25 protein-coding genes are annotated in these 24,928 nt (G+C 40.3%); 23 read left to right on the forward strand and 2 right to left on the reverse strand.

Annotation, left to right across the window (positions count from 1 at the left end):
- Positions 1-125: 125 nt before the first annotated feature.
- The 10 genes from H7U04_RS08045 (at position 126) to nusB (ending at position 6,982) form a co-directional block, all read left to right on the forward strand.
- The gene (locus tag H7U04_RS08045; protein WP_081371119.1) at positions 126-401 is read left to right on the forward strand and encodes a DUF3923 family protein; all 276 of its coding nucleotides are present in this window, start codon (positions 126-128) and stop codon (positions 399-401) included.
- A 174-nt stretch (positions 402-575) separates the two neighbouring features.
- Entirely contained in the window at positions 576-725 is a 150-nt protein-coding gene (locus H7U04_RS08050) for a hypothetical protein (protein ID WP_171966959.1), read from the forward strand.
- A 503-nt stretch (positions 726-1,228) separates the two neighbouring features.
- Positions 1,229-2,089 carry a thioredoxin family protein gene (locus H7U04_RS08060; RefSeq protein WP_070437967.1) on the forward strand — a complete coding sequence of 287 codons (861 nt, stop codon included), beginning with the start codon at positions 1,229-1,231 and terminating at the stop codon, positions 2,087-2,089.
- A gap of 128 nt (positions 2,090-2,217) precedes the next feature.
- Positions 2,218-3,039 (forward strand): ABC transporter ATP-binding protein, encoded by an 822-nt coding sequence (locus H7U04_RS08065; RefSeq protein WP_175057794.1) that lies wholly within the window; start codon positions 2,218-2,220, stop codon positions 3,037-3,039.
- 31 nt (positions 3,040-3,070) lie between these two features.
- Positions 3,071-3,751: a hypothetical protein gene (locus tag H7U04_RS08070; protein WP_260315553.1), complete on the forward strand. Its 681-nt coding sequence runs from the start codon at positions 3,071-3,073 to the stop codon at positions 3,749-3,751.
- A 132-nt stretch (positions 3,752-3,883) separates the two neighbouring features.
- On the forward strand, positions 3,884-4,945 hold the full coding sequence (locus H7U04_RS08075; RefSeq protein WP_014635041.1) for a M24 family metallopeptidase: 1,062 nt from the start codon (positions 3,884-3,886) through the stop codon (positions 4,943-4,945).
- Between the two features lie 18 nt (positions 4,946-4,963).
- Positions 4,964-5,419 (forward strand): deoxycytidylate deaminase, encoded by a 456-nt coding sequence (locus H7U04_RS08080; protein ID WP_002884736.1) that lies wholly within the window; start codon positions 4,964-4,966, stop codon positions 5,417-5,419.
- Positions 5,420-5,534: 115 nt separating this feature from the next.
- On the forward strand, positions 5,535-6,095 hold the full coding sequence (gene efp, locus H7U04_RS08085; RefSeq protein WP_002884532.1) for an elongation factor P: 561 nt from the start codon (positions 5,535-5,537) through the stop codon (positions 6,093-6,095).
- Between the two features lie 70 nt (positions 6,096-6,165).
- A complete protein-coding gene (locus H7U04_RS08090; RefSeq protein WP_002884704.1) occupies positions 6,166-6,555 on the forward strand; it encodes an Asp23/Gls24 family envelope stress response protein in 390 nt (129 codons plus the stop codon).
- Positions 6,548-6,982, forward strand: coding sequence for a transcription antitermination factor NusB (gene nusB, locus H7U04_RS08095; protein WP_201059637.1), 435 nt, complete (start codon positions 6,548-6,550; stop codon positions 6,980-6,982). The genes H7U04_RS08090 and nusB overlap by 8 nt, the downstream gene beginning before the upstream one ends.
- Before the next feature lie 90 nt (positions 6,983-7,072).
- On the opposite strand, the gene H7U04_RS08100 is transcribed toward nusB, so the two are convergent.
- On the reverse strand, positions 7,073-8,038 hold the full coding sequence (locus H7U04_RS08100) for a LacI family DNA-binding transcriptional regulator (protein WP_201059639.1): 966 nt from the start codon (positions 8,036-8,038) through the stop codon (positions 7,073-7,075).
- An 8-nt stretch (positions 8,039-8,046) separates the two neighbouring features.
- On the reverse strand, positions 8,047-9,489 hold the full coding sequence (locus tag H7U04_RS08105; RefSeq protein WP_201059641.1) for a sucrose-6-phosphate hydrolase: 1,443 nt from the start codon (positions 9,487-9,489) through the stop codon (positions 8,047-8,049).
- Between the two features lie 188 nt (positions 9,490-9,677).
- On the opposite strand from H7U04_RS08105, the gene H7U04_RS08110 reads away from it, so the two are divergent.
- The 13 genes from H7U04_RS08110 to H7U04_RS08170 all read left to right on the forward strand — a co-directional run bounded on the left by H7U04_RS08110 (position 9,678) and on the right by H7U04_RS08170 (position 24,925).
- Positions 9,678-11,579, forward strand: a complete 1,902-nt coding sequence (locus H7U04_RS08110; RefSeq protein ID WP_002884626.1) for a sucrose-specific PTS transporter subunit IIBC — start codon at positions 9,678-9,680, stop codon at positions 11,577-11,579.
- Between the two features lie 180 nt (positions 11,580-11,759).
- Positions 11,760-12,653 (forward strand): fructokinase ScrK, encoded by an 894-nt coding sequence (gene scrK / locus H7U04_RS08115; protein ID WP_004183453.1) that lies wholly within the window; start codon positions 11,760-11,762, stop codon positions 12,651-12,653.
- Between the two features lie 65 nt (positions 12,654-12,718).
- The gene (manA, locus tag H7U04_RS08120; RefSeq protein ID WP_060971692.1) at positions 12,719-13,666 is read left to right on the forward strand and encodes a mannose-6-phosphate isomerase, class I; all 948 of its coding nucleotides are present in this window, start codon (positions 12,719-12,721) and stop codon (positions 13,664-13,666) included.
- Positions 13,667-13,668: 2 nt separating this feature from the next.
- Complete coding sequence (locus H7U04_RS08125; RefSeq protein WP_241672425.1) at positions 13,669-14,013, forward strand: hypothetical protein; 345 nt, start codon at positions 13,669-13,671, stop codon at positions 14,011-14,013.
- A 182-nt stretch (positions 14,014-14,195) separates the two neighbouring features.
- On the forward strand, positions 14,196-16,745 hold the full coding sequence (secA, locus tag H7U04_RS08130; protein WP_004183450.1) for a preprotein translocase subunit SecA: 2,550 nt from the start codon (positions 14,196-14,198) through the stop codon (positions 16,743-16,745).
- Positions 16,746-16,765: 20 nt separating this feature from the next.
- Entirely contained in the window at positions 16,766-17,797 is a 1,032-nt protein-coding gene (locus H7U04_RS08135; protein WP_002891816.1) for a 3-deoxy-7-phosphoheptulonate synthase, read from the forward strand.
- A gap of 84 nt (positions 17,798-17,881) precedes the next feature.
- The gene (locus H7U04_RS08140) at positions 17,882-18,913 is read left to right on the forward strand and encodes a 3-deoxy-7-phosphoheptulonate synthase (protein ID WP_073689905.1); all 1,032 of its coding nucleotides are present in this window, start codon (positions 17,882-17,884) and stop codon (positions 18,911-18,913) included.
- Between the two features lie 2 nt (positions 18,914-18,915).
- Complete coding sequence (gene acpS / locus H7U04_RS08145; protein WP_002891813.1) at positions 18,916-19,269, forward strand: holo-ACP synthase; 354 nt, start codon at positions 18,916-18,918, stop codon at positions 19,267-19,269.
- Positions 19,270-19,296: 27 nt separating this feature from the next.
- Positions 19,297-20,400: an alanine racemase gene (gene alr, locus H7U04_RS08150; RefSeq protein ID WP_110980997.1), complete on the forward strand. Its 1,104-nt coding sequence runs from the start codon at positions 19,297-19,299 to the stop codon at positions 20,398-20,400.
- A 118-nt stretch (positions 20,401-20,518) separates the two neighbouring features.
- Positions 20,519-22,549, forward strand: coding sequence for an ATP-dependent DNA helicase RecG (gene recG / locus H7U04_RS08155; protein ID WP_257056747.1), 2,031 nt, complete (start codon positions 20,519-20,521; stop codon positions 22,547-22,549).
- A gap of 11 nt (positions 22,550-22,560) precedes the next feature.
- Complete coding sequence (locus H7U04_RS08160; protein ID WP_080610880.1) at positions 22,561-23,067, forward strand: hypothetical protein; 507 nt, start codon at positions 22,561-22,563, stop codon at positions 23,065-23,067.
- A 620-nt stretch (positions 23,068-23,687) separates the two neighbouring features.
- Positions 23,688-24,125 carry a hypothetical protein gene (locus tag H7U04_RS08165; RefSeq protein ID WP_060971687.1) on the forward strand — a complete coding sequence of 146 codons (438 nt, stop codon included), beginning with the start codon at positions 23,688-23,690 and terminating at the stop codon, positions 24,123-24,125.
- 191 nt (positions 24,126-24,316) lie between these two features.
- Positions 24,317-24,925, forward strand: coding sequence for a DUF2975 domain-containing protein (locus H7U04_RS08170; protein ID WP_110981089.1), 609 nt, complete (start codon positions 24,317-24,319; stop codon positions 24,923-24,925).
- Positions 24,926-24,928: the final 3 nt, after the last annotated feature.

A 24,928-nucleotide genomic window follows, 5' to 3' on the forward strand; every position in this document is an offset into this window, starting at 1 on the left:
TCTTCATAAGTCAATTTCATAATAAAAACACCCCAAAAGTTAGATTTTTTCTGTCTAACTTTTGGGGTGCAGTTCATCTGAGTCTTTTTTTGCTTTAGGCTGGTTTAAGTTGAGTTTGCTATTCTATGGTTAAGAAAAAAGATACAGGAGTCAGACTATGGTTAAAAAGCGTTTTTTTTATAGGATTTAATGGTATTCTTCTAGCCTTATTTCTAGATATTTGTCTTTTAATTATCATTCGTACAGTGGATCATCACGGCCATTTTCAATCAGCAACAGATAAATGGGAAACTTTGCTTTATGTTTTAGGAATTTATTTTAGTTTTCTCCTTTTTGAAGTAATTTTTTATCTTATTCTGAAACACCGTAGAAATAAACAAGTTTTGGAACAGGTCTTATAAAGGCCTGTCTTTTTGTGTTCAGTGGTAGTGACATTTATGTCACTATTTTTTTGAAAAGGGAGAACTTATAATGACCTTATACCCAAATCCACTAGGTCTCCAAGACGACTAAATCTTTGTATAGTCCAAGTGGTTATTGCTGTATTTATTTTTGAAAAGAAAGGAGAAATAAGAATGCGAACTAAGGCATATGGTGAAGAGCTCAATGCTGAAACCTTAGAAAATGTTACAGGGGGTGGTTTTGTATCTAAACCTCAAACCTTACCTGAACGATTGGGTTGGAACAAATGGTGGTTGAAAAGAAGACCTCCTTATGGCGATTAGAAGTTACCATGAGTACCAAATATGGGAAAGAGAAATATGGATAAACAGAAGAATAATCTTATTAGAAGTTTAAGCATTGTTATCGTGATCGTCTGGCTATTTATTGTGATCATAAATGCTACACTAAGTTTCACCGAAGGCGTTGCCTTTATTGACCATTGTCTCGTTTGGTCAACTTTTTCACTAGCTTTTTCTTTGTTTGCGCTTAGAGTAGCGAGTAAGGATAAGGAGAAATGATTTTCTCTGCTGATTATTATAGTCTTAGGTTGAGTTTATTTGCTTAGCCTTTTCTTTTTATCTTTAATCCTATGGAATAGTGACATCTATGTCACTATTTTTTATTTCGTTAAGCTCTTATAATGAAGTCATAGCTTGGACTTAGTTGTTAAAGTGCTAATTAAATAGAAAAAGGAGAGAAACATGGTAATTAGTGTCATGGTACCCTTGCTTTTGTTAATGGGTAAAAAGTAAGATGTCACACGGTAAACAAATAAGGAGAATACATGAAGAAAATACAATTTATTTTGATGGCGAGTTTTGTTTTAGGTACTTGCCAGTTGGCGGTGCTTAGTGGAGCAGCGGATGAGTTAGATGTTAAGGAATCTACAGTCGAATTATCCAATAATTCTGTTGAGAATGGTGAAGTAGAGAATGTGGAAGTTTCTTCTGAAACAGCTTCTCAACAGGTAGCTGAGAAAGTTGAATCTATTAGTGAGACAAAGGAAAATTCGCTTCCTCAATCATTACAGACAGGAGTGGTTGAGACAGAAGTAAGGTCCGAAGAGATCTCGGTTGAAACTTATGAAAAGAATCTTGAAAACCTGAAGCCAGTCTCTTATAGTGATGTCACAAATATGTTGACTGAAGATGGCGGGGACCATATCCTTTATGTTGGCCGGCCAACCTGCTACTATTGTCGTCAAAATTCTCCGGTTTTGAAGGATTTCAATACCCTGATTGATGGTCAGCTTCTTTATTACAATACAGATTCAGATCAGTTGGACCGTGAGTCTCGTAAAATACTATTTGATAAGTTAGGAATTCCAGGGACTCCAAGTGTCATTCGTCTCAAAAATGGTCAATTGGTTTCTGGCTATCTTGGCAGTGCTCCAGATGCCCGAGCTATTTATCAGGCTGTTTTCAAGGAAGAAACTGAGAAAACAGAGGCACCAGAGGGAACAGAAGTAGTAGAGAAGGTGGAAAATCCCTTACCTGAGTCCCCTTCTGAAGATACTATCAAGGATAGTGATAAGGATGTAATTAATCATACTGAAGGGTCTGTTACTAGCCTAATGTCTCAAATTAAGCAAGTTTTTAGGAATCTAACAGATCTGCTTATAAGTCTTTTAGGGAAATTTATCTAACAGACTATTTTCTAAGTTGGAGAATAAAAGAATTTATCAAATATGATTTCATCTGACTTGGTCTAAGGTCATTTCTTCGTGTATCATAAGCGATTGGGCTAGTTATTTAAACAAAGAAAGGTAAATACATGACAGTACTAGCGGTGAAAGGCTTAACCTATAGTTTTGGAAAGCAAACCGTTTTGGATAATATCTCGTTCACGTTAGAGAAGGGGGATATTGCTGGTTTGATTGGTAATAATGGTGCAGGGAAGACGACCCTGATGAAACTAGTTTCGGGTATCTTGGCAGGACCCAAGGATATTATTGACTTAAAAACAAAAACAGTAGGAGCCTTGATTGAAGCTCCAGCCCTATATCCCAATATGACTGTTGAAGCTAACCTTAAATTTTATTGTAAATTGTACAGTAAAGATTACGCGTTGATTGACCGTTATAAAGACGAGTTGGAGGTGGCGGCCTATATTAAACGCAAAGCTTCCAAATTGTCTTTGGGAATGAAGCAACGTGTGGGTTTGTTTATCGCCTTAATTGCTTCAGATGAACTCATCCTTCTTGATGAGCCTACAAATGGTTTGGATCCTAATGGAATCAACAGTCTCCTCACATTAATTAAAAAGTTAGCTAAAAACCATGGTCTAACCTTTATTATCTCAAGTCATATCCTGTCTAATCTTGAACAGGTTTGTACGAAAAATTATTTGTTGAAGAATCATAAGCTGATTTACTTAGATGACAGTGATAATGTCAAATATAAGATTTATACTGAGGATTTAAGTTTGAAGTCATTAATGACCCTACTCAAATTAAATGGTATATCTTTTGAACGACAAAAGCATGACATCTTAGTCAAAGGGTTGGCAGCTGTTAAGCAGGTTATGGATCGGGAGGGGATTCCTTTTACTTATGAAAAAGAAGGATTAAGTGAGGTGCTATTCAATGAAAAGTAAATTGAGAACGGTATTTTTAAAGCAGGAATGTATGACAAGAAGCGTCTTTATTTGTCTTGGATTGGTAGCATTGATTGGTGCAATTGTCATCTTTTGTGATGGCTATAAGGGAGCTTACCTTGGGGCATCTGCGATTATTGCCAGTTATTCTTTTATCGTGGATATCGTCTTTGCTTATCTAGCAGTATCTAGTCTTGGACGAGAATTTCAGAATCGAACAATTAATATGATTCGGGTATCTTCCTTATCTGGATGTGAGGTCATTCTTCGAAAACTCTTAAGTTTCCTTGTGTTGTCTATAGTCGCCGCGACTATTTTGGTTTTAGAGTTAGCTTTTTATAAGTATTCTGTGCAACATGTGGAATTTCCTTTGTGGGATTATATCAGAAACATCTATATTGATTTTCTACTCTATGGAGCCTTTATTTATATGATTTCCTCTTTGCTTGTCTTGTTTGTGAAGAATACCTTAACGGCCTTTGTAACGGCTTACTTTGGAGTAACAGGAATGACTTTCTTCACGCTCTATTTGGCTAGTTTAGGGGATATCATGACTAAGCTGATGACTTATGTGCCATTTAGTTTTATGCGAGCAGTCTTTACTAGTGGTCAAGGGTTCTTTAATCTTCGCGAAGCCTTTGTTTTGTTTGTTTGGACTTTGGTTTTGCTCCTTTTTATGCCAACTATCTACGAAAAGCGAGCCTTTGTATAATGCTAATAAACTCAGAGTTTCATCTGGCTTTTTCTTTATGACATCAAAAAAACAATCTAAAATGTCAATTTAATCCTTTAAAGTCTGAAAATTTGGTATAATTAACCTAAAATACCAAAGGAGTAATTCATAATGCAACGTAGACTTGAACGATTTGATGCCAAACTTTCCCAATCAGGCCTTGATGCCTTGTTGGTGACAGGACAAAAAAATATCTATTATTTAACAGATTTCTGGGGGACAAATGCGACTGTCTTCATTACTAAGAATCGTCGCCTCTTCTTAACGGATTCACGTTATACCCTCATTGCCAAACAATCTGTGCATGGCTTTGATATTATCGAAAGTAAGGATCCACTTAAGGATATTGTTAAAATTATCGAGGCTGATAACCTTGAAACAATCGGTTTTGATAATCAGGTGTCATTTGCTTACTACCAAGGTCTTCAAGCGATTTTTGAAGGCTACACTTTGTCACCACAAAGCAACTTCATGGAAGAGTTGCGTATGATCAAGGACGAAAAAGAATTGGCAACTATCCGTAAGGCTTGTTCTATCTCAGACCGTGCCTTTACAGATGTGCTTGATTTCATTAAACCAGGTCAAACAACAGAGCTACAAGTAGCAAACTTCTTAGATTTCCGTATGCGCGAGTACGGAGCTTCAGGGATTTCCTTTGAGTCTATCATTGCTTCAGGCTACCGTTCAGCTATGCCTCACGGGGTTGCTTCAGAAAAGGTTATTCAATCTGGTGAGACCTTGACTATGGACTTTGGTTGTTACTACAACCACTACGTTAGCGATATGACTCGTACTATCCATATTGGTGACACTACTGATGAGGAGCGTGAAATTTATGATATCGTTCTACGTTCTAATCAGGCCTTGATTGACGCGGCTAAGGCTGGCATGACACGCCGTGACTATGATAAGGTTGCGCGTGATGTTATTGTCGAAGCGGGATACGGTGATTACTTTACACATGGTATCGGACACGGTATCGGTCTTGACATTCACGAGATTCCTTACTTTGGTAATTCTGATGAAACTATCGAAGCTGGCATGGTCTTGACGGACGAGCCAGGTGTTTATTTGGCTGATAAATATGGTGTTCGTATCGAAGATGACATCATTATCACAGAGAATGGTTGTGAATTGATTACCCTTGCGCCTAAGGAATTGATTGTTCTCTAAGATTTGGAGGAATACTTTATGCCAAACCGTTTATCTTGGCAAGATTATTTTATGGCTAATGCAGAGCTGATTTCTAAGCGTTCTACGTGTGATCGTGCCTTTGTTGGGGCTGTTTTAGTCAAGGACAAGCGTATTATCGCTACAGGTTATAACGGCGGGGTTTCTGAGACTGATAACTGTAACGAAGTAGGTCACTACATGGAAGATGGTCATTGTATTCGTACGGTACACGCAGAGATGAATGCCCTTATCCAATGTGCCAAAGAGGGGATTTCTACCAAAAATACAGAGATTTATGTGACGCATTTTCCTTGTATCAACTGCACCAAAGCTCTCTTGCAAGCTGGTATCGTAAAGATTACTTACAAGGCCAATTATAGACCGCACCCATTTGCGATTGAGTTGATGGAACAAAAGGGTGTTTCTTATTTGCAACATGATGTCCCAGAGGTTCACTTAGGAATGGATGACTAGTTTGTTCTTTGAAAAAAGCCTGAGGATTGGGTTTGAATCTATAAAACATTTGAGCCATGCTGTCATTTATGGTAGAATAAACTGATAATAATTTTTTACAAAGAGGTATTTAATAATGATTGAAGCAAGTAAACTCCGTGCGGGTATGACTTTCGTAACTAACGATGGCAAATTGATCAAAGTTCTTGAAGCTAGCCACCACAAACCTGGTAAAGGTAATACAATCATGCGTATGAAATTGCGTGATGTTCGCTCAGGTTCAACTTTTGATACTAGCTACCGTCCAGAAGAAAAATTTGAACAAGCAATCATCGAAACAGTACCAGCACAATACTTGTACCAAATGGATGATACTGCATACTTCATGAACACTGAAACATATGACCAATATGAAATTCCAGTAGCCAACGTTCAAGAAGAATTGAAATTTATCCTTGAAAACTCAGAAGTAAAAATCCAATTCTACGGAACAGAAGTTATCGGTGTGCAAGTACCAACAACTGTTGAATTGACTGTTACTGAAACACAACCATCAATCAAGGGTGCAACAGTTACAGGTTCAGGTAAACCTGCAACACTTGAAACTGGTCTTGTGGTTAACGTTCCAGACTTTATCGAAGCTGGTCAAAAATTGGTTATCAACACAGCTGAAGGTACTTACGTATCACGTGCCTAAGCCCGACTAAGTCTTTCAAACCATTGGTTTGAAGGCTTTATTTTCCAAACTAACGGAAAGGAAACATGCGATGACTACAGAAAATATCGGTGAAATTGTAATTGCCCCTCGCGTGCTCGAAGTGATTACAGGTATCGCTGCAACTAAAGTGGAAGGTGTTTACGCCCTTCAAAATAAAAATGTTACGGATAGTCTCAGCAAAACAAGCTTGGGACGTGGTGTTTACCTCCGAACAGAAGAAGATGGTACTGTAAATGCTGATATCTACGTTTCACTTCAGTATGGGGTTAACGTACCAGCGGTTTCAATTGAAATTCAAAAGGCTGTTAAAGCAGCTGTCTATGATATGGCAGAAGTGGCAATTTCAGAAGTCAACGTTCACGTTGAATCTATTGTTACTGAAAAGTCACAAAAACCAGACTTGGCTGAATTGTTTAACGAGGATTTTTTGAATGACTAATATCTTTAAAGATTCACGTCGTGACCTTCGTGAGCGTGCTTTTCAAACGCTTTTTGCCCTTGAATTTGGTGGTGAAGCTCTGGAACAAGCACATTTCGCTTACACTTATGACAAGCCAATTGACGAAGAAACTGAAGTTGATGTACCAGCCTTTCTCCTTAGCCTAGTAACAGGCGTCCGTGAAGAGTTGGCTCAACTTGATAGTCAAATTGAAGAAAAATTGAAAGAAGGTTGGAGTCTCTCACGTTTGATTGTGACAGATCGTACCCTCCTTCGTTTAGGACTTTATGAAATCACGTCATTTGAAGAAACACCAGGACGTGTGGCTATCAACGAAATCATTGAAATCGCTAAAAAATATTCTTATGAAACATCTGCTAAGTTCATTAACGGTGTACTTAGTCAGTTCGTGACAGATGAAGCATAAGCAAAAGAAGTTGAACACTATTTCAACTTCTTTTTTCTACAAATTTAACAAGAAAAAAAGTCGCAAGCGGAGATTTCTTGCGACTTTTATTTATATACTACCACCGGCAATCAAATTTACTGGAAGCACGTAATCACGATTAACTGTTTTGCCTTTAATTTTCTTGAGAAGAATTTCGACACAAAGCTTAGCGATTTCATCTAAAGGTTGTTGGATGGTTGCTAGCTCTGGGTAGAAGTGACGGATAAAGGCAGTACCGTCATAACCGATGATTTTAAGGTCATCAGGGATAGAAAGTTCCAATTGTCTAACTACCTTCATAACCAAGATAGCTGTTAAATCGTCCGAAACAAAGATGCCATCTGGCTTTTCACGAGAAATGATAGATTTGATTTCTAATTCTCGTCGCATGAGAGACAAATCGTTTGGAACGGGACAGATAATACCTTTTTTGTCCAACTCATAATTAAAACCTAGTTGACGAAGTCCTGTTGGAGAATCCGAATTATCATAGCCTGTAATCATGACAATGCGTTGACAGCCAGCCTTGACCATAGCTCTTGCGGCTAACTTGCCACCTTCAAAGTTGTCAGACGAAACAATAGGAATCTTTGGGGCGAGATTACGGTCGAAGGCAACGATGGGAGCTTCAACCTTCTCATAATCCTCAATACCAAGATTGTGACTAGACGAGATGATGCCGTCACATTGGTTGGCGGCAAGCATCTCCAAATAGTCTCTCTCCTTGTTAGGATCATGCTCACTATTACAAATAATGGTTTTATAGCCTTGCTTAAAGAGTTCATCCTCAAGACGTTCAATAAGTTCGGCATAAAATACATTGGAAATATTTGGGAAAATCAAGCCAACGAGTTTGGCCGACTTTCCTTGAAGACCTCGAGCTAAATTATTAGGTTTATAGTTGAGTTCTTGCATAGCAGCGTGAACTTTGTCAATGGTCTTCTGTGAGAGGTAGCCCTTTTTGTTTATGACGCGAGAAACTGTGGTTGGGCTCACACCAGCCAGTTCGGCAACGTCAGTAAGCTTTGCGACCATAAATCACCTTAGTATTTCAAGTCGAAGTAGTGTCCAGAAACGTTCCCTGATGTCACTTTGATACCAGTTTGTTCTGCACTTGGGAAGACGCGGCTAGTGAAGACTTTTTCACCTTTGTTGAAGAAAATTTCAACGATTGAATTGTCTACAAAGATGTTTGCTGTTGCAGCTTGACCGGCATCAAGAGTACATTCACGACTTGTGCCAAAGTCAGTCGCATATTGTTCACCAGCTTTAGAACGGTCAAGGATAACTTTTCCGTTTTCAGTATCAACTGTAAGTGACAAGCCATTTCCTTCTTGGTCTGCGAAGAGGACAAGTTCTGTTTGAGTGTTAGCTTCAAAGTTAAGTTCAAGCTCGTAAGTGTTAGTTGTTGCCGTTTTTTCAGAGAAATCTTCTTGGCTAGCACGTAAGCTTGTAATGGCTTCGACTGGATATTGGTAGAGTTTGCCATCTTTAATAGACAATTCTTTAACCAAGCTCATAGCCCCTTGGTAGTCGTATTTGTCAGTTGGATAGTCCACATCTGGAAGACCGATCCAGCTGACAATAAGGGCACGACCATCTGGAGTATTAAAGCCTTGAGTTGCATATGCTTCAAATCCGTAGTCCAAGTTGATAATTGGTGTGCCATCAACGAGGGCAGGTTTTTCTGTGTCGAAATCTTGGAAAATCTTATAAGTGTTAGGGTAGATGTTACCGTAGTCAAGTTCAGCTTTATCGAGACCTTGTGGGCTATAAAGAAGAACAGGTTTGCCATCTACAAAGACAAGGTTAGGACACTCAATCATGTACTCTGACCCAGTGCCACCAAAGTCAAGATTACCAACCTCAACCCAGTTTTCGACATCATTGTCTACTGCCTTGTAAAGTTTGATATAACCTTGTTTATCGTGGTTTTGAGCACCTACGATAGCGTAGAATTGTCCCTTGTAATCGAAGATTTGAGGGTCACGGAAGTGCCCAGTAGCGTCAGCAGGTTGTTTGATAAGAACCTTGTCGAATTTTTCGATTTTGCCGTCTTTATCCATCCAAGCGCCGATTTGACGTGGGTCACGAATCCAGTTTTCATCACGAACGTTCCCAGTATAGAAGATAAAGAGTTTATCACCGATTTGATAAGCAGAACCTGAGTAGGCACCGTGGCTATCATTTTCATGGTCTGGCAAGAGTTTGACACCAGTTTCTGTAAAGTGAACCAAATCTTCAGTTTCAGTATGCACCCATTGTTTCAAACCATGAGCAGCTCCAAATGGCCAACTTTGGTAGAAAAGTTGGAACTTACCATTAAAGTAAGAAAAACCGTTTGGATCATTAAGAAGCCCTGTTTCTGGTTCGATATGGTAACTTGCACGCCAAGGTGATTTAGCGACATTTTCTCTAATCTTTGTTTTTTCTTCGTTTGTCCAATCTGCGTATGGACGGTAACGAACTTCTGTTGGTAGATTCATATTTAGTAATCTCCTAATCTATTTGTTAGTAATATAGTAAACGTTTTACCTAGAAAAATCAACGATTTATCACAAAAAATAAAAAAATATGCTAAACGGTTGACATATGGCAGAAAGATGCTAAAATAGTTATCGTAAAGAAAAGCTAAACGCTTTCATACCAAATTTTATTAAGGAGAATTTTGCAAATGGATAACAAACAAATTGCAAAAGAAGTCATCGATGCCCTCGGTGGACGTGAAAACGTCAACAGTGTTGCTCACTGTGCGACTCGTCTACGTGTGATGGTCAAAGATGAAAACAAAATCAATAAAGAAAAGGCTGAGAACATTGAAAAAGTTCAAGGTGCTTTCTTTAACTCAGGTCAATACCAAATGATTTTTGGTACAGGTACTGTTAATAAGATTTACGACGAAGTCGTTGCTCAAGGTCTTCCAACAGCATCTAAAGACGAACAAAAAGCAGAAGCTGCTAAACAAGGTAACTGGTTCCAACGTGCTATCCGTTCATTCGGTGACGTTTTCGTTCCATTGCTTCCAGCAATCGTAGCGACTGGTCTTTTCATGGGTATCCGTGGAGCAATCAATAACGATACAGTTCTTGGTTTGTTCGGTACAACATCAAAAGCTTTTGCTGCTACTGATTTCTATACTTACACAGTTGTATTGACAGATACAGCCTTCGCCTTCTTCCCAGCCTTGATTTGTTGGTCAGCCTTTAACGTATTTGGTGGTTCACCACTTCTTGGTTTGGTTCTTGGTTTGATGATGGTTAACAACGCCCTTCCTAACGCTTGGGATGTTGCATCAGGTGCTGCTAAACCAATTTACTTCTTTGATTTTATTCCAGTAGTAGGTTACCAAAACTCAGTGCTTCCAGCCTTCTTCGTAGGTTTGCTTGGTGCTAAGTTCGAGCAATGGGTTCGTAAATGGGTTCCAGACGTTCTTGACCTTCTCTTGCGTCCACTTATCGTCTTCGCAGTAATGTCAGCTTTGGCCCTCTTTATCATTGGTCCTGTCTTCCATACTGTTGAAAGCTATGTTCTTGCTGCTACAGAATGGATTCTTAACTTGCCATTTGGTCTTGCTGGTCTTGTTCTTGGTGGAGTTCACCAAGTTATCGTCGTTACAGGGGTTCACCACGTCTTTAACTTGCTTGAAGCTAACCTCATTGCTAATACTGGTAAAGACCCACTTAACGCTATCATCACAGCTGCTATGACTGCCCAAGCTGGTGCGACACTTGCAGTGGGTGTTAAAACTAAAGATGCTAAATTGAAAGCACTTGCTTTCCCTGCAACTCTTTCAGCGGTACTTGGTATCACTGAACCAGCTATCTTCGGGGTTAACCTTCGTTTCGGTAAACCATTTATCATGGGTCTTATCGCTGGTGCTGCTGGTGGTTGGTTGGCCTCAATCCTTAACCTCGCTGGTACAGGATTTGGTGTAACAATCGTTCCTGGTACTCTTCTTTACCTTAACGGTCAAGTGCTTAAGTATGTGATCATGGTACTTGTAACACTTGCTCTTGGTTTTGCTCTTACTTGGATCTTCGGTTACAAAGAGGAAGAAGTTGAAGCTCAAAAAGAAGTTGTTGCTGAAGATATTGCATCTGCAGAATCAGCTCCAGTTGCATTGCAAGCCGAAACAATCGCTGCACCACTTAAAGGTGAAGTTGTAGCTTTGGAAAATGTTAATGACCCAGTCTTCTCATCAGGAGCTATGGGTAAAGGTGCCGCTATTAAACCTTCAGGAAACCAAGTAGTCGCACCATTTGATGGTGAAGTGCAAATCGCCTTCCCAACAGGTCACGCTTACGGTCTTAAATCTGATAAAGGTGCTGAAGTGCTTATCCACATCGGTATCGACACTGTCTCACTTGACGGTAAAGGATTTGATGCTAAAGTTCAAGCAAATCAACGTATTAAAAAAGGTGATGTCTTGGCTACCTTCGATAGCTCAGTAATCACTGAAGCAGGTCTTGACGATACAACTATGGTTATCGTTACAAACACTGCAGACTTCGAAGATGTTTCATCAGTAGCGACTGGTTCAGTTGCTGAAGGTGCAGACTTCATCGCAGTTAAATAATAAGCTAGAAAAGTCGAAGCCAATTCGGCTTTTTTAGTTAAATGGCTCATAAAGAAAAGTATGAAGCAGAGTAGTCTGTACCTCCTTAAACAAGGTCTCATTTAGATTGTCTTTTGCCTAGCTTTTATTTATAATAGTATAAATAGTTATTATTGATCATAAAAGGAGATAGCTTTACCTATGGCTAAACTTTACGGAAGCTTGGAAGCTGGTGGTACAAAATTTGTTTGTGCTGTTGGTGATGAAAATTTCCAAGTCGTTGAAAAAACTCAATTCCCAACAACTACACCTTACGAAACAATTGACCGTACGATTGAATTTTTCAAACGTTATGAAGATCAATTGGCTGGAATTGCAATTGGTTCATTTGGACCAATTGATGTTGATCCAAACTCTGAAACATATGGTTTTGTGACTTCAACACCAAAACCACATTGGTCAAATGTCGACCTTCTTGGTTTGATTGCTAAAGAGTTTAATATTCCTTTCTACTTTACGACTGATGTTAACTCATCTGCTTATGGTGAGACACTTGTTCGTAAAGGTGTTAAGAGTCTTGTTTACTACACTATCGGAACTGGTATTGGAGCCGGTGCTATTCAAAATGGTGAGTTCATTGGTGGTATGGGTCACACTGAAGCTGGTCACGTATATGTACCTCTTCACCCAAATGATGTTTCCAATGAATTTAACGGAACTTGTCCATTCCACCGTGGGTGTTTGGAAGGTTTGGCTGCTGGACCATCACTCGAAGCTCGAACAGGTATTCGTGGTGAATTGATTGATCAGCACTCTGACGTTTGGGACGTCCAAGCTTACTACATTGCTCAAGCTGCTGTCCAGGCAACTGTGCTCTACCGTCCAGAAGTTATCGTCTTTGGGGGTGGTGTTATGGGACAAGAACACATGCTTCGTCGTGTCCGTGAAAAATTCACAGCTCTTTTGAATGGTTACCTTCCAGTACCAGACGTGACTGAGTATATTGTGACACCTGCTGTTTCAGGTAATGGCTCTGCGACACTTGGTAACTTTGCACTTGCCAAAGATGTAGCTGACAAACACTCACGCAAATAAGCAAAATATGTAAAATCGCTTTAAGACATGATCTTAAGGCGTTTTGCTCTATACAGGAGGATGTAATGGAACCTTTATTTTTAGATTCGCCAATGCATGAAAAAATCTGGGGAGGTAATCGACTTAAGACAGAGTTTGGTTACGATATTCCCAGTGAACACACTGGTGAATACTGGGCAATTTCTGCCCATCCTAATGGTGTATCCTATGTCAAAAACGGGAAGTATGCTGGTTTTCATCTGGCAGAACTTTACAAGGATAAACCAGAACTTTTTGGAAATCCCAAGACTAGTGTTTTTCCTTTGTTGACAAAGATTTTGGACGCTAATGACTGGCTCTCAGTACAAGTACACCCTGATGATGCTTATGGACTAGAGCATGAAGGTGAGCTAGGAAAGACAGAATGTTGGTATATTATTGATGCTGAAGAGGGTGCAGAGATTATTTATGGTCACAAGGCTAAGACCAAGGAAGAATTGGCGTCCTTAATTGAAGCAGGTGATTGGGACGGACTTTTGTCGAAAACTCCTGTTAAAAAAGGTGACTTTTTCTTTGTACCAAGTGGTACCATGCATGCTATTGGTCCAGGTATCCTGATCTTAGAGACTCAACAATCTAGCGACACCACTTACCGTGTCTATGATTTTGATCGTAGGGATGATCAGGGCAATAAACGTGAGCTTCATATTCAACAGTCTCTTGATGTCTTGAATTTAGGGGACCCAGAAAATAGCGTCCCAGCAACTGTTAAGACCTTGCAATTAGAGTCGACTTGTTTGACATCAAACTCCTTCTTCACCGTATATAAATGGAAACTCAGTGGCTTGGTTGACTTCAAGCAATCAGCTCCTTATTTGCTTTGTTCAGTACTTTCTGGCAATGGGACTATGACTATCGATTCACGCATTTATTGTCTAAAAAAAGGTGATCACTTCATTCTTCCAAATGATGTGACAGATTGGGAAATTGATGGACAATTGGAGATGATTGTCAGTCACCCTAACGAGGCTTAAGTATGAGTAATGAAAAAGTTTTAGCTGCACTATTTGAGCGTATTGAAATCGGCAAATCCTATTATTTTGAGGGAGCTTACTATCGTCTGAAAGATTATGGAGATCACATTTATGGCTTACAACGGGCCATTCCGGGTATGTGCGGTGAAAAAACGGCCTCCCCTAGCATCAAATTTTACTGGAAAAATGGTGTCTTGGACTATCAATTCTACGTTGATTTTGAAGCTAGCCCTATGATAATGAAGGCCTATAGTAGCACCGACCATGTCTTCTTTGAGCAGGCTTTTGAAAATCTCTTGCATGATTTTGAGGATATCCTAGAGAGCCAAGAGAACTCTAAGAAGTAGTTTTAAAGCATTATTGTCGATATTTTCAGTGAATCTAATAAAAAAGTTTTCGTTTATTTGCAAATCCATTGTGAAAGCCCTTAAACTAGGGCTTTTTTCTTTGTCAATCCTTGAGTGATTTCTTGTTTAAAGGGGGCTTTTGTGGTAAAATATGGAGATAAAGACTGTCGAAAGGAAAAAAGATGGCAAATATATTACGCAAAATCATTGAAAATGATAAAGGCGAAATTAAGAAACTAGAAAAAACTGCCAAGAAAGTCGAGAGCTATGCTGATGCAATGGCGGCTCTTTCAGATGAAGAACTTCAGGCAAAAACAGAAGAATTTAAAAAACGATATCAAAACGGAGAAAGCCTAGACCAACTCTTGCCAGAGGCATTTGCAGTTGTTCGTGAAGGGGCAAAACGTGTCCTTGGACTTTTCCCATATCGTGTGCAAATCATGGGTGGTATTGTTCTTCACCATGGTGACGTCCCAGAGATGCGTACAGGGGAAGGGAAAACCCTGACTGCGACAATGCCTGTTTACCTAAATGCTATTTCAGGTGAAGGTGTGCACGTTATCACCGTTAACGAATACCTTTCAGAGCGTGATGCAACTGAAATGGGTGAGCTTTATAGTTGGCTTGGTTTGTCAGTAGGGATTAACCTTTCAGCCAAATCACCAGCTGAAAAACGTGAAGCTTATAACTGTGATATCACTTACTCAACCAACTCAGAGGTAGGTTTCGACTATCTTCGTGATAACATGGTTGTTCGTAAGGAAAACATGGTACAACGTCCATTGAACTATGCCTTGGTCGATGAAGTTGACTCAGTTCTTATCGACGAAGCTCGTACACCATTGATCGTATCAGGTCCTGTAAGTTCAGAAACTAATCAGTTGTATCATCGTGCGGATGCTTTTGTTAAGACATTAACAGAAGATGATTATGCTATTGATATTCCAACGAAAACGATTGGTTTGAATGACTCAGGTATTGACAAGGCTGAAGAATTCTTCAACTTGGATAACTTGTACGATATTGACAATGTTGCCTTGACTCACTATATTGACAACGCCCTTCGTGCCAACTACATCATGTTGCATGATATCGACTATGTGGTCAGTCCTGAGCAAGAAATCCTTATCGTTGACCAATTTACAGGTCGTACTATGGAAGGTCGTCGTTTCTCAGATGGACTCCACCAAGCCATTGAGGCAAAAGAAGGTGTGCCAGTTCAAGAAGAAACGAAGACATCTGCCTCAATCACTTACCAAAATATGTTCCGTATGTACAAGAAATTGTCAGGGATGACTGGTACTGGTAAAACTGAGGAAGATGAATTCCGTGAAATTTATAACATGCGAATCATTCCGATTCCAACCAACCGTCCAATTCAACGTATTGACCATGATGACCTTCTTTACCCTACCTTGGATGCTAAATTCCGCGCTGTGGTACAAGATGTTAAACGTCGTTATGAAAAGGGGCAACCAGTCCTTGTTGGTACGGTTGCCGTTGAAACATCTGACTTGATTTCTAAGATGTTGGTTGAAGCAGGTATTCCTCATGAAGTGCTTAATGCCAAGAACCACGAAAAAGAAGCGCATATTATCATGAATGCGGGTCAACGTGGTGCCGTTACGATTGCGACCAACATGGCCGGTCGTGGTACCGACATCAAACTTGGTGAAGGGGTTCTTGACCTTGGTGGACTCTGTGTCATTGGTACAGAGCGTCACGAAAGCCGTCGTATCGATAACCAGTTGCGTGGTCGTGCGGGACGTCAAGGGGACCCAGGAGAATCTCAATTCTATCTTTCACTTGAAGACGAATTGATGCGTCGCTTCGGTTCTGATCGTATCAAGCAAGTCTTGGAACGTTTGAATGCTGATGATGAGGATATTGTTATCAAATCACGTATGTTGACACGCCAAGTGGAAGCGGCTCAAAAACGTGTCGAAGGAAATAACTACGATACTCGTAAACAAGTCCTTCAGTACGATGACGTTATGCGTGAACAACGTGAAATCATCTACGCTGAGCGTTATGATGTTATCACAGCGGAACGTGACCTTGAACCTGAGATTAAGGCTATGATTACGCGTACGATTAACCGTACGGTAGATGGTCACAGCCGCAATGATCAAGAGGAAGCTCTTAAAGGTATCTTGAACTTTGCTCGTCAGGCCTTGGTTCCTGAGAATGCCATCTCACTTGAAGATTTACAAGAAGTGGGAGAGGTAACGAAACGTAGTGTTAATTATGACGCTATTAAAGTTTACTTGAATGAGTTAGCAGATGATGTTTATGATCGTCAAATCAAGAAATTGCGTTCAGAGGAAGCTATCCGTGAATTCCAAAAAGTCTTGATTTTGATGGTTGTTGATAACAAGTGGACGGACCACATCGATGCCCTAGATCAATTACGTAATGCCGTTGGTTTGCGTGGTTATGCACAAAACAACCCAATCGTTGAGTATCAATCTGAAGGGTTCAAGATGTTCCAAGATATGATTGGGGCAATTGAATATGATGTGACACGTACAATGATGAAAGCACAAATTCATGAACAATCTCGTGAAAATGTGAATGAACGTGTTTCGACAACAGCAACAGGCAATATCCAGGCCCACCAAGCAGATGCTAATGGTCAAGAAATTGACTTTAGTAAAGTTGGTCGTAATGACTTCTGTCCATGTGGCTCTGGTAAGAAATTTAAAAATTGTCACGGTCGTAAACAATTTTAGGAAAAAAATAGGTAATTATTATGGTTTTTAAAGCAGTAAGTGAAAAAATTGATTTTGATGCAGTTAAAGAATCAACTACATTAACAGGTGAAGCCCTTGCCAAGAAACAAGCTCGTGATAAAGAGCTTGAAGCAATCATCAAGGGTGAAGATGACCGTACGCTTTTGGTTATCGGTCCATGTTCATCTGATAATGAAGAAGCTGTTCTTGATTATGCTCACCGTTTGGCTAAACTTCAAGAAGAAGTTAAAGATAAAGTCTTTATGGTTATGCGTGTCTATACAGCTAAACCTCGTACAAATGGTGATGGCTATAAAGGACTTGTACACCAACCTGATGCTGAAGGGAAACCAAACCTAATTAACGGTATCAAGGCTGTGCGTAACCTTCACTACCGTGTTATCACTGAAACTGGTATCACAACTGCTGACGAAATGCTTTACCCAGAAAATCTTCCTTTGGTAGATGACCTTGTGTCATACATTGCCGTTGGTGCACGTTCTGTAGAAGACCAACAACACCGTTTTGTTGCGTCAGGTATTGATGTTCCAACTGGTATGAAGAATCCAACATCAGGGAACCTTAACGTGATGTTTAACGGTATCTACGCTGCACAAAACAAACAAAACTTCCTCTTTAACGGTGAAGAAGTTGAAACTCCAGGGAACCCATTGGCACACGTTATTCTTCGTGGTTCAACGAATGAATATGGTAAAAACGTGCCTAACTTCTACTATGATGATGTGCTTGAAACAATCGAACACTATGAACAAATGGGCCTTGAAAATCCATTCATCGTTATTGATACAAACCATGATAACTCAGGTAAACGTTACTTGGAACAAATCCGTATCGTTCGTCAAACCTTGATTAACCGTGATTGGAATGAAAAAATCAACAAAGTGGCACGTGGTTTCATGATTGAATCTTACCTTGAAGATGGCCGTCAAGATGCGCCAGATGTCTATGGTAAATCAATCACTGACCCATGTCTTGGTTGGGATAAGACAGAAGAATTGATTCGTGAAATCCACGATACTTTGTCAAAATAATAAGGTAACAGAAACCATATATGGGGAGTGAACCGTTTGGATGACCAAGCGGTTCGCTCTCTTTTCACAAAGAGAGGAAAATAAATGGGAATTCATCAAAATAGTCCGCTGATTGATGTAGCGGAAGTAAGGAAATTACACGCTCTTACGGGAGACGCTCTAGTAACTAAACAAGCTAATGATGAGGCCTTGGCAAAAATTATCAAGGGTGAGGACAAACGTCTTCTCTTGGTTATTGGTCCATGTTCATCTGATAATGAAGAAGCCGTTCTTGACTATGCTCACCGTTTGGCCAAACTTCAGGAAGAAGTGAAGGACAAAATCTTTATTGTTATGCGTGTTTATACAGCTAAACCACGTACTAATGGAGATGGTTATAAGGGGCTTATCCACCAACCAGATGCAGAGGGTGATGTAGACCTTCTTGCTGGGGTTAAGGCGGTTCGCCACCTTCAGTCACGTATTATTACTGAAACAGGTCTTCCCATCGCTGACGAGATGCTTTATCCGTCAAATCTTTCCTTCTTTGATGATTTGCTTAGCTACCACGCTGTTGGAGCACGTTCTGTTGAGGACCAAGAACACCGCTTTGTAGCTTCAGGTATTGATGTGCCAATTGGCTTGAAGAACCCAACGTCAGGGAATTTGAATGTCATGTTTAATGGTATCTATGCTGCGCAGAACCAACAGCATTTCCTTTACAATGGTGCTGAAGTTAAAACAGATGGTAACCCACTCGCTCACGCTATCCTGCGTGGTGCCAACAATGAAAATGGTCAGAACATTGTCAACTACCATTACGAGGACTTGGTTAAGGCTTTGGACAAGTATAGTGCACTTAATCTGGAAAATCCATTTATCCTTGTTGATACTAACCATGACAACTCAGGTAAAAACTTCATGGAGCAAGTTCGTATTGTGCGTGAAGTCCTTCTTAATCGTGAGTGGGATGAGCGTATCGCGGATACCGTGCGTGGCTTTATGATTGAGTCTTACCTTGAGGATGGTCGTCAGGACACACCTGAAGTTTACGGTAAATCAATCACAGATCCATGTCTTGGTTGGGATAAGACAGATAGCCTTATTCGTGAAATCCACAATCAACTTTCGTTATAATTATGATTTTTGGACATGGTATAGACTTGCAGGAAATTTCAGCTGTAAAAAAGGCTTATGACCGCAATCCACGCTTTGCAAAAAAGGTATTGACACCAAAAGAGTGGGAGCGTTTTGAATCCCTTTCTGGTAATCGTCAGATGTCCTATTTAGCAGGGCGCTGGGCCGGTAAGGAAGCATTTTCAAAGGCTTGGGGTACTGGTATTGGAGCAGTCGGCTTTAAGGATATTGAAATATTGACCAATGACAAGGGAGCTCCAGTGGTGACCCAATCACCTTTTGAAGGCAAGGTTTTTATCTCGATTTCCCATAGCGGTGATTTTGTTCAGGCAAGTGTCATTTTAGAAAAAAACTAAGAGATAGATGTTGGAAGAGGATAGCTTATGATTTCAAGTTTACATCGACCAACCTTGGCAAAGGTTGATCTATCAGCAATTTCAGAAAATATTGAACAAGTGGTTAGTCACATCCCTAAACAGGTAAAGACTTTTGCAGTTGTTAAGGCCAATGCTTATGGTCATGGGGCTGTTGCGGTGGCCAAGCATTTGTCTAAACAGGTAGATGGTTTTTGTGTTTCCAACCTAGACGAGGCACTTGAACTCCGTCAGGCTGGCTTAGAGCAACCGATACTTATTTTAGGAGTCGTCTTGCCAGACGAGGTTCCTTTGGCTATTCAAGAAAACATCACTCTGACGGTAGCTTCGCTTGAGTGGTTGGAAATAGCTAAGAAGCAAGGGCTTGATTTGACTGGTTTGACCTGTCATATTAAGATTGATTCAGGTATGGGACGCATTGGGGTGCGTAGCCAAGGAGATGCAGATAGTTTGATTGCTGGTCTGAAGTCACTTGGTGCGGATGTCGAAGGTATTTTTACACATTTTGCAACAGCTGATGAGGCAGATGATAGTAAATTCAAGCGTCAATTGGCCTTCTTCACGGATTTGGTTAATAACTTGGTGGACCGCCCTCGCTTGGTACATGCTAGCAACTCTGCGACAAGTATCTGGCATGCAGAAACAGTCTTTAATGCGGTACGTCTAGGTGTCGTCATCTATGGTCTCAATCCTAGTGGCAGTGCTTTAGACCTTCCCTATAACATTCGTCCTGCTTTAAGCTTGGAGACAGCACTTGTTCATGTTAAGACCCTGCCAGCAGGTCAAGATGTGGGTTATGGTGCAACGTATACGACGACAGCTGATGAGGTTATTGGAACCATTCCGATTGGCTATGCGGATGGTTGGACCAGAGATTTACAAGGTTTCCACGTTGTTGTGGATGGCCAGCTTTGTCCTATTGTTGGGCGTGTGTCTATGGACCAGATCACTGTTCGACTTCCTAAGGTTTATCCCCTAGGAACTCCTGTCACTCTTATGGGGGAAAATGGGGGAGCAAGCATCACTGCGACAGAGGTGGCTGAAAAACGTGGCACTATCAACTACGAAGTCCTTTGTTTGCTTAGTGATCGTGTACCTCGTAGCTATGACTAATATAAATAAAGAGAAATCCAGTTTGATACTGGATTTTTTGATTTTAGTGAAGACCATTTTCATGTGTTATAATAGCTGATAAGGCTTCCTCTTTCACGAGGAGAAGAACACGATAGAAATGATAGAGGATATGATTCGACTAGATTCACCAATTGCGGATTTGAAAGGTTTTGGTCCTAAGTCCGCTGAAAAATTTACCAAATTAGATTTGCACACGGTTGGGGACCTCTTGCTTTATTTTCCTTTCCGATATGAAGATTTTAAGAGTAAGTCTATCTTTGAACTGATGGATGGCGAAAAGGCTGTTATTACGGGAACGGTGGTGACCCCTGCTAATGTGCAATATTATGGCTTTAAACGTAATCGTCTGAGTTTTAAAATCAAGCAAGGAGAAGCAGTGATTGCCATTAGTTTCTTCAACCAGCCTTATCTTGTAGACAAGATTGAGATGGGGGCAGAAGTGGCTATTTTTGGCAAATGGGACCAGAAGAAGTCTGCAGTGACTGGCATGAAAGTCTTGGCTCAAGTTGAGGACGATATGCAGCCAGTCTATCATGTGGCCCAGGGTGTTAGTCAGGCCCAGCTGATAAAGGCTATAAAGGCAGCTTTTGATAGTGGGGCCTTGAATTTGTTGGAGGAGAGTCTCCCACAGGTGCTTATGGACAAGTATCGTCTCATGGGACGCCAAGAGGCTGTGCGTGCCATGCATTTTCCGAAAGATTTGGCTGAATATAAGCAGGCTCTACGTAGGACCAAGTTTGAGGAGCTCTTTTATTTCCAGATGAATTTACAGGTACTGAAGGCTGAGAATAAGTCCGAAACCAATGGTCTAGCAATTGCTTACGATGAAGCTAAAATCAAAGACAAAATTGCAGAATTACCATTTCCCTTGACAGAAGCCCAACAGCGCAGTTTATCGGAAATCCTAGCTGATATGAAATCTGGGGCTCATATGAACCGTCTCTTACAAGGAGATGTGGGCTCAGGGAAAACAGTTATCGCTAGCCTTGCCATGTATGGAGCCTATACGGCAGGCTTGCAGTCTGCCCTCATGGTACCGACGGAAATCTTAGCAGAGCAGCACTATCAAAGTTTACAGGGGCTTTTTCCTGAGCTAGAGGTAGTGCTCCTAACTTCTGGGATGAAGGCGGCGGACAAAAAAGTAGCTCTTTCCAAAATCGAATCTGGGGAGGCTCAGATGATCGTGGGGACTCACTCACTGATTCAGGATGCTGTGACTTATCACAGGCTTGGGCTAGTCATTACTGATGAACAGCACCGTTTTGGGGTTAATCAACGTCGTATTTTCCGTGAGAAAGGTGACAATCCTGATGTCCTTATGATGACAGCGACACCTATCCCTAGGACCTTGGCGATCACTGCCTTTGGAGAGATGGATGTGTCAATCATTGACCAGATGCCGGCTGGACGTAAGCCCATTATTACCCGTTGGGTTAAACATGAGCAACTAGATACCGTACTGACTTGGATCAAGGGCGAGTTGGACAAAGATGCTCAGGTCTATTTTATTTCACCTCTGATTGAAGAGTCTGAGGCTCTCGATTTGAAAAATGCGGTGGCCCTTCATCAGGAACTCACAGATTTCTTTGGTGATTCAGCTACAGTAGCTCTGATGCACGGTCGCATGAAAAATGATGAAAAAGACCAAATTATGCAAGATTTCAAGGATAAAAAATCTCAGATTTTAGTATCAACTACAGTTATCGAAGTGGGGGTTAACGTGCCAAATGCTACGGTTATGGTCATTATGGATGCCGACCGCTTTGGACTTAGCCAGCTTCACCAACTTCGTGGACGTGTAGGTCGTGGCCATAAGCAGTCCTACTGTGTTTTAGTGGCTAATCCTAAAAATGATACCGGGAAAAAACGCATGCAGGCCATGTGTGAGACTACGGATGGTTTTGTTCTAGCAGAAGAGGACCTTAAAATGCGTGGTTCAGGAGAAATCTTTGGAACACGTCAGTCAGGAATTCCTGAATTTCAAGTGGCTGATATTGTGGAAGACTATAATATCCTAGAAGAAGCAAGGCGTGTGGCCAGCCAAATTGTATCTGACCCTAACTGGCGCGAGAATCCTGATTGGCAGGTGCTAGGAGCTCATTTGAGAAGCCAAGGCGAGTTTGATTGAGGAGGGAACCCATGAAAAAGAAACGGTTAAAAATCGATTTTTTTGCTATCTTGCATCCCTTATTTCTTATGATGTTAGGTCTCCTGTTTTATTTTTTCGCCTTCATCTTGATTTGGTTTATTACCGAATTGGCAAAGCTGATAGAAGGAAAGACGGACTTTCATACCCTATATTTTTATTCACTTCTTATCTCTCTAGCTTGTTCGATATTACTGATTATGTACGTCGCGGGTTTTATAGCTCAGCTGATTATACATATACAGCATCAAAAGGAAAGGACGCTTTTGCCGGTCTGGTGTATGCTTACGGCTGTACTGATGCTTGTGCCCCTATTCGAAGATTTTAGTATCTTAGGCTCGTCCTGGAATTTTAAAGGGTATTTTCTTTCCATAGTTGCTTACATTGCCTATCTCTTTACAAAGCTACCCAAGGTTATTGAAAGTTACCGCTATCATGCGACAATTCGCTATGCCGTTTGGGTGGCTCTGGTCTTGGGGAATCTTTTATCCATGCTTTAGACAGAAAAACTCTCAGTAAACTTACTGAGAGTTTTAAGTTTCCTTCAAGCTTATTACAAGCTTTCTTTAAGTTAGGACACCTATAATAAAACCATCAAAACGAGATAGGTTTTGATAATAAAACGTTTTGGCTTAGCCAAACCATTCCTACGAAGGAGGACAAAACAATGACAGTAAAAATTAAAGTAACCTACAACCGAAATTTCCAGAAGCATCCTCAAGACTTTAAGGTTTATCAAAACTAGTATTGATGCTAGGAAGAGGCTAAATTTACCCATATTCTACAACTTTCATCCCTCATTTTCCAAAATCCCTTTTTTCCTTTTTTTCATAACGTAGAATCCCTCTTCTTAAACTCATAAAAAGTCTAGACGGAAGCATGACCAGTCTAGGCGATTAACATAAGTAAGCTAACCAGTTGAGATTTTCTTGACTGGTTTTTATTTTTTGAATTTTAGATAAAAAATATCGAAAAACGATAAAAATGTGTTGACAAGGAGAAATAAAGAGTGTAATATATAATTATCGATAAACGATAATAAGTTTTCGATAAAGATAATCTTATTCGCGAAAAAGAGAAATTATATACCAAAAACTATTTAATAAAGGAAATACTTATCATGAAAACACTTAAATCAATCATCAACGCAGTTCTTATTCTTCTTATGGCAATCTACGGTCTTGCAATGCTTGCTTTACTTATCCTTCCTTTTGTTGATGTGACTAATCTTTTCCCAGGTGCTGAGGTTCATTACCTTTCTGGATGGGGTTACTGGCTTGTATCAGAGTTACAATTTGCCTTCTATCTTGCCTTGATTTGTCTCCTTCGTAAAGAGTTTAAAGACTTTACTTGGAAGGCATTTTGGACAGAAGATTTTTCTCTCTTCTTGAAAAAGGCTGCTCTTCTAACCTTTGTGCCATCAGCCTTGAATATCTTCTTACAGTTGGGAACGACTAATCACCTTGTAGTGGACTTCAGCACATCAGTCTGGCTCCTCTTGGTCTCTCTAGCTTGTGATGCTGTTCGTCTTCGTAAGGGACAAACAGCTGTCAAATAATTGAATGTATCTTAGTTGAAAAGTAATAAAATCTTATCTATAAACTAGTATTTTATATTGATATTCGATATAATTGATACTGTTAATAGTTAGCTAATGATTTAGAATGAGGTCAAGGCCTCCTAGAGGCACCTTGGCTTTTTCTAGTCTATGCTCAAAGAAATCAAATGAATTTACAATCGAGGTAACACATGACAACTATCTTATTTTATTTTTTAATCATCCTAGCCTTGGCTGGCTCTAGTTATTATGGTTGGAGATCTGCCAAAAGTGCTAAAAATCGTCAGGAGACACAAGAACAAAAACGTCTGCGTAGTGTTCTCCTGTTCGTTAATGTCCTCCTTTTTGCGGGCTTTTTAAGTCTTGTTATTACCATTCTTAATGATGCCTTTATCTTGAGCGGTCATGAAGGACTCTTACAACAAGGTTTGCGTATGCTTCTCGGCTCAGGAGTTACTGTAACAAGCAAGGGCCCTAGTCTGACAATTTTTACAGCAATCATTGATTTCCTTCGTATGGTAGTCAACATAGGTTTCTTGTTGTGCCTACGTGCCTTTCTGATTAACCTTTATCGTTCTGATATTTTCATCGCTAAAAATGCTAAGTTGGTTCGTTGGTCAGCGCATTTGCTAGTCCTTGGGACCTTTATCAATAATGGTATTTTTACGTTTGGAACAGGCAACCAGAGTTATAGTTTCTTTAACATCAGTTATTTGCTAGTTAGCTTTGTCCTCTATGCTGTCGCTATGATTTTGACTAAGGCTAATGCCATTGCTGAGGAAAATGAGTATACGATTTAGGAG

Source organism: Streptococcus sp. 22.1 (genome assembly GCF_016648645.1).
Lineage (GTDB): Bacteria > Bacillota > Bacilli > Lactobacillales > Streptococcaceae > Streptococcus.

Excerpts from the sequence above, each read along its gene's own strand:
- H7U04_RS08045 (WP_081371119.1), top strand. The coding sequence starts at position 126 with ATGGTTAAGAAAAAAGATACAGGAGTCAGACTATGGTTAAAAAGCGTT.
- H7U04_RS08050 (WP_171966959.1), top strand. The coding sequence starts at position 576 with ATGCGAACTAAGGCATATGGTGAAGAGCTCAATGCTGAAACCTTAGAA.
- H7U04_RS08060 (WP_070437967.1), top strand. The coding sequence starts at position 1,229 with ATGAAGAAAATACAATTTATTTTGATGGCGAGTTTTGTTTTAGGTACT.
- H7U04_RS08065 (WP_175057794.1), top strand. The coding sequence starts at position 2,218 with ATGACAGTACTAGCGGTGAAAGGCTTAACCTATAGTTTTGGAAAGCAA.
- H7U04_RS08070 (WP_260315553.1), top strand. The coding sequence starts at position 3,071 with ATGACAAGAAGCGTCTTTATTTGTCTTGGATTGGTAGCATTGATTGGT.
- H7U04_RS08075 (WP_014635041.1), top strand. The coding sequence starts at position 3,884 with ATGCAACGTAGACTTGAACGATTTGATGCCAAACTTTCCCAATCAGGC.
- H7U04_RS08080 (WP_002884736.1), top strand. The coding sequence starts at position 4,964 with ATGCCAAACCGTTTATCTTGGCAAGATTATTTTATGGCTAATGCAGAG.
- efp (WP_002884532.1), top strand. The coding sequence starts at position 5,535 with ATGATTGAAGCAAGTAAACTCCGTGCGGGTATGACTTTCGTAACTAAC.
- H7U04_RS08090 (WP_002884704.1), top strand. The coding sequence starts at position 6,166 with ATGACTACAGAAAATATCGGTGAAATTGTAATTGCCCCTCGCGTGCTC.
- nusB (WP_201059637.1), top strand. The coding sequence starts at position 6,548 with ATGACTAATATCTTTAAAGATTCACGTCGTGACCTTCGTGAGCGTGCT.
- H7U04_RS08100 (WP_201059639.1), bottom strand. The coding sequence starts at position 8,038 with ATGGTCGCAAAGCTTACTGACGTTGCCGAACTGGCTGGTGTGAGCCCA.
- H7U04_RS08105 (WP_201059641.1), bottom strand. The coding sequence starts at position 9,489 with ATGAATCTACCAACAGAAGTTCGTTACCGTCCATACGCAGATTGGACA.
- H7U04_RS08110 (WP_002884626.1), top strand. The coding sequence starts at position 9,678 with ATGGATAACAAACAAATTGCAAAAGAAGTCATCGATGCCCTCGGTGGA.
- scrK (WP_004183453.1), top strand. The coding sequence starts at position 11,760 with ATGGCTAAACTTTACGGAAGCTTGGAAGCTGGTGGTACAAAATTTGTT.
- manA (WP_060971692.1), top strand. The coding sequence starts at position 12,719 with ATGGAACCTTTATTTTTAGATTCGCCAATGCATGAAAAAATCTGGGGA.
- H7U04_RS08125 (WP_241672425.1), top strand. The coding sequence starts at position 13,669 with ATGAGTAATGAAAAAGTTTTAGCTGCACTATTTGAGCGTATTGAAATC.
- secA (WP_004183450.1), top strand. The coding sequence starts at position 14,196 with ATGGCAAATATATTACGCAAAATCATTGAAAATGATAAAGGCGAAATT.
- H7U04_RS08135 (WP_002891816.1), top strand. The coding sequence starts at position 16,766 with ATGGTTTTTAAAGCAGTAAGTGAAAAAATTGATTTTGATGCAGTTAAA.
- H7U04_RS08140 (WP_073689905.1), top strand. The coding sequence starts at position 17,882 with ATGGGAATTCATCAAAATAGTCCGCTGATTGATGTAGCGGAAGTAAGG.
- acpS (WP_002891813.1), top strand. The coding sequence starts at position 18,916 with ATGATTTTTGGACATGGTATAGACTTGCAGGAAATTTCAGCTGTAAAA.
- alr (WP_110980997.1), top strand. The coding sequence starts at position 19,297 with ATGATTTCAAGTTTACATCGACCAACCTTGGCAAAGGTTGATCTATCA.
- recG (WP_257056747.1), top strand. The coding sequence starts at position 20,519 with ATGATAGAGGATATGATTCGACTAGATTCACCAATTGCGGATTTGAAA.
- H7U04_RS08160 (WP_080610880.1), top strand. The coding sequence starts at position 22,561 with ATGAAAAAGAAACGGTTAAAAATCGATTTTTTTGCTATCTTGCATCCC.
- H7U04_RS08165 (WP_060971687.1), top strand. The coding sequence starts at position 23,688 with ATGAAAACACTTAAATCAATCATCAACGCAGTTCTTATTCTTCTTATG.
- H7U04_RS08170 (WP_110981089.1), top strand. The coding sequence starts at position 24,317 with ATGACAACTATCTTATTTTATTTTTTAATCATCCTAGCCTTGGCTGGC.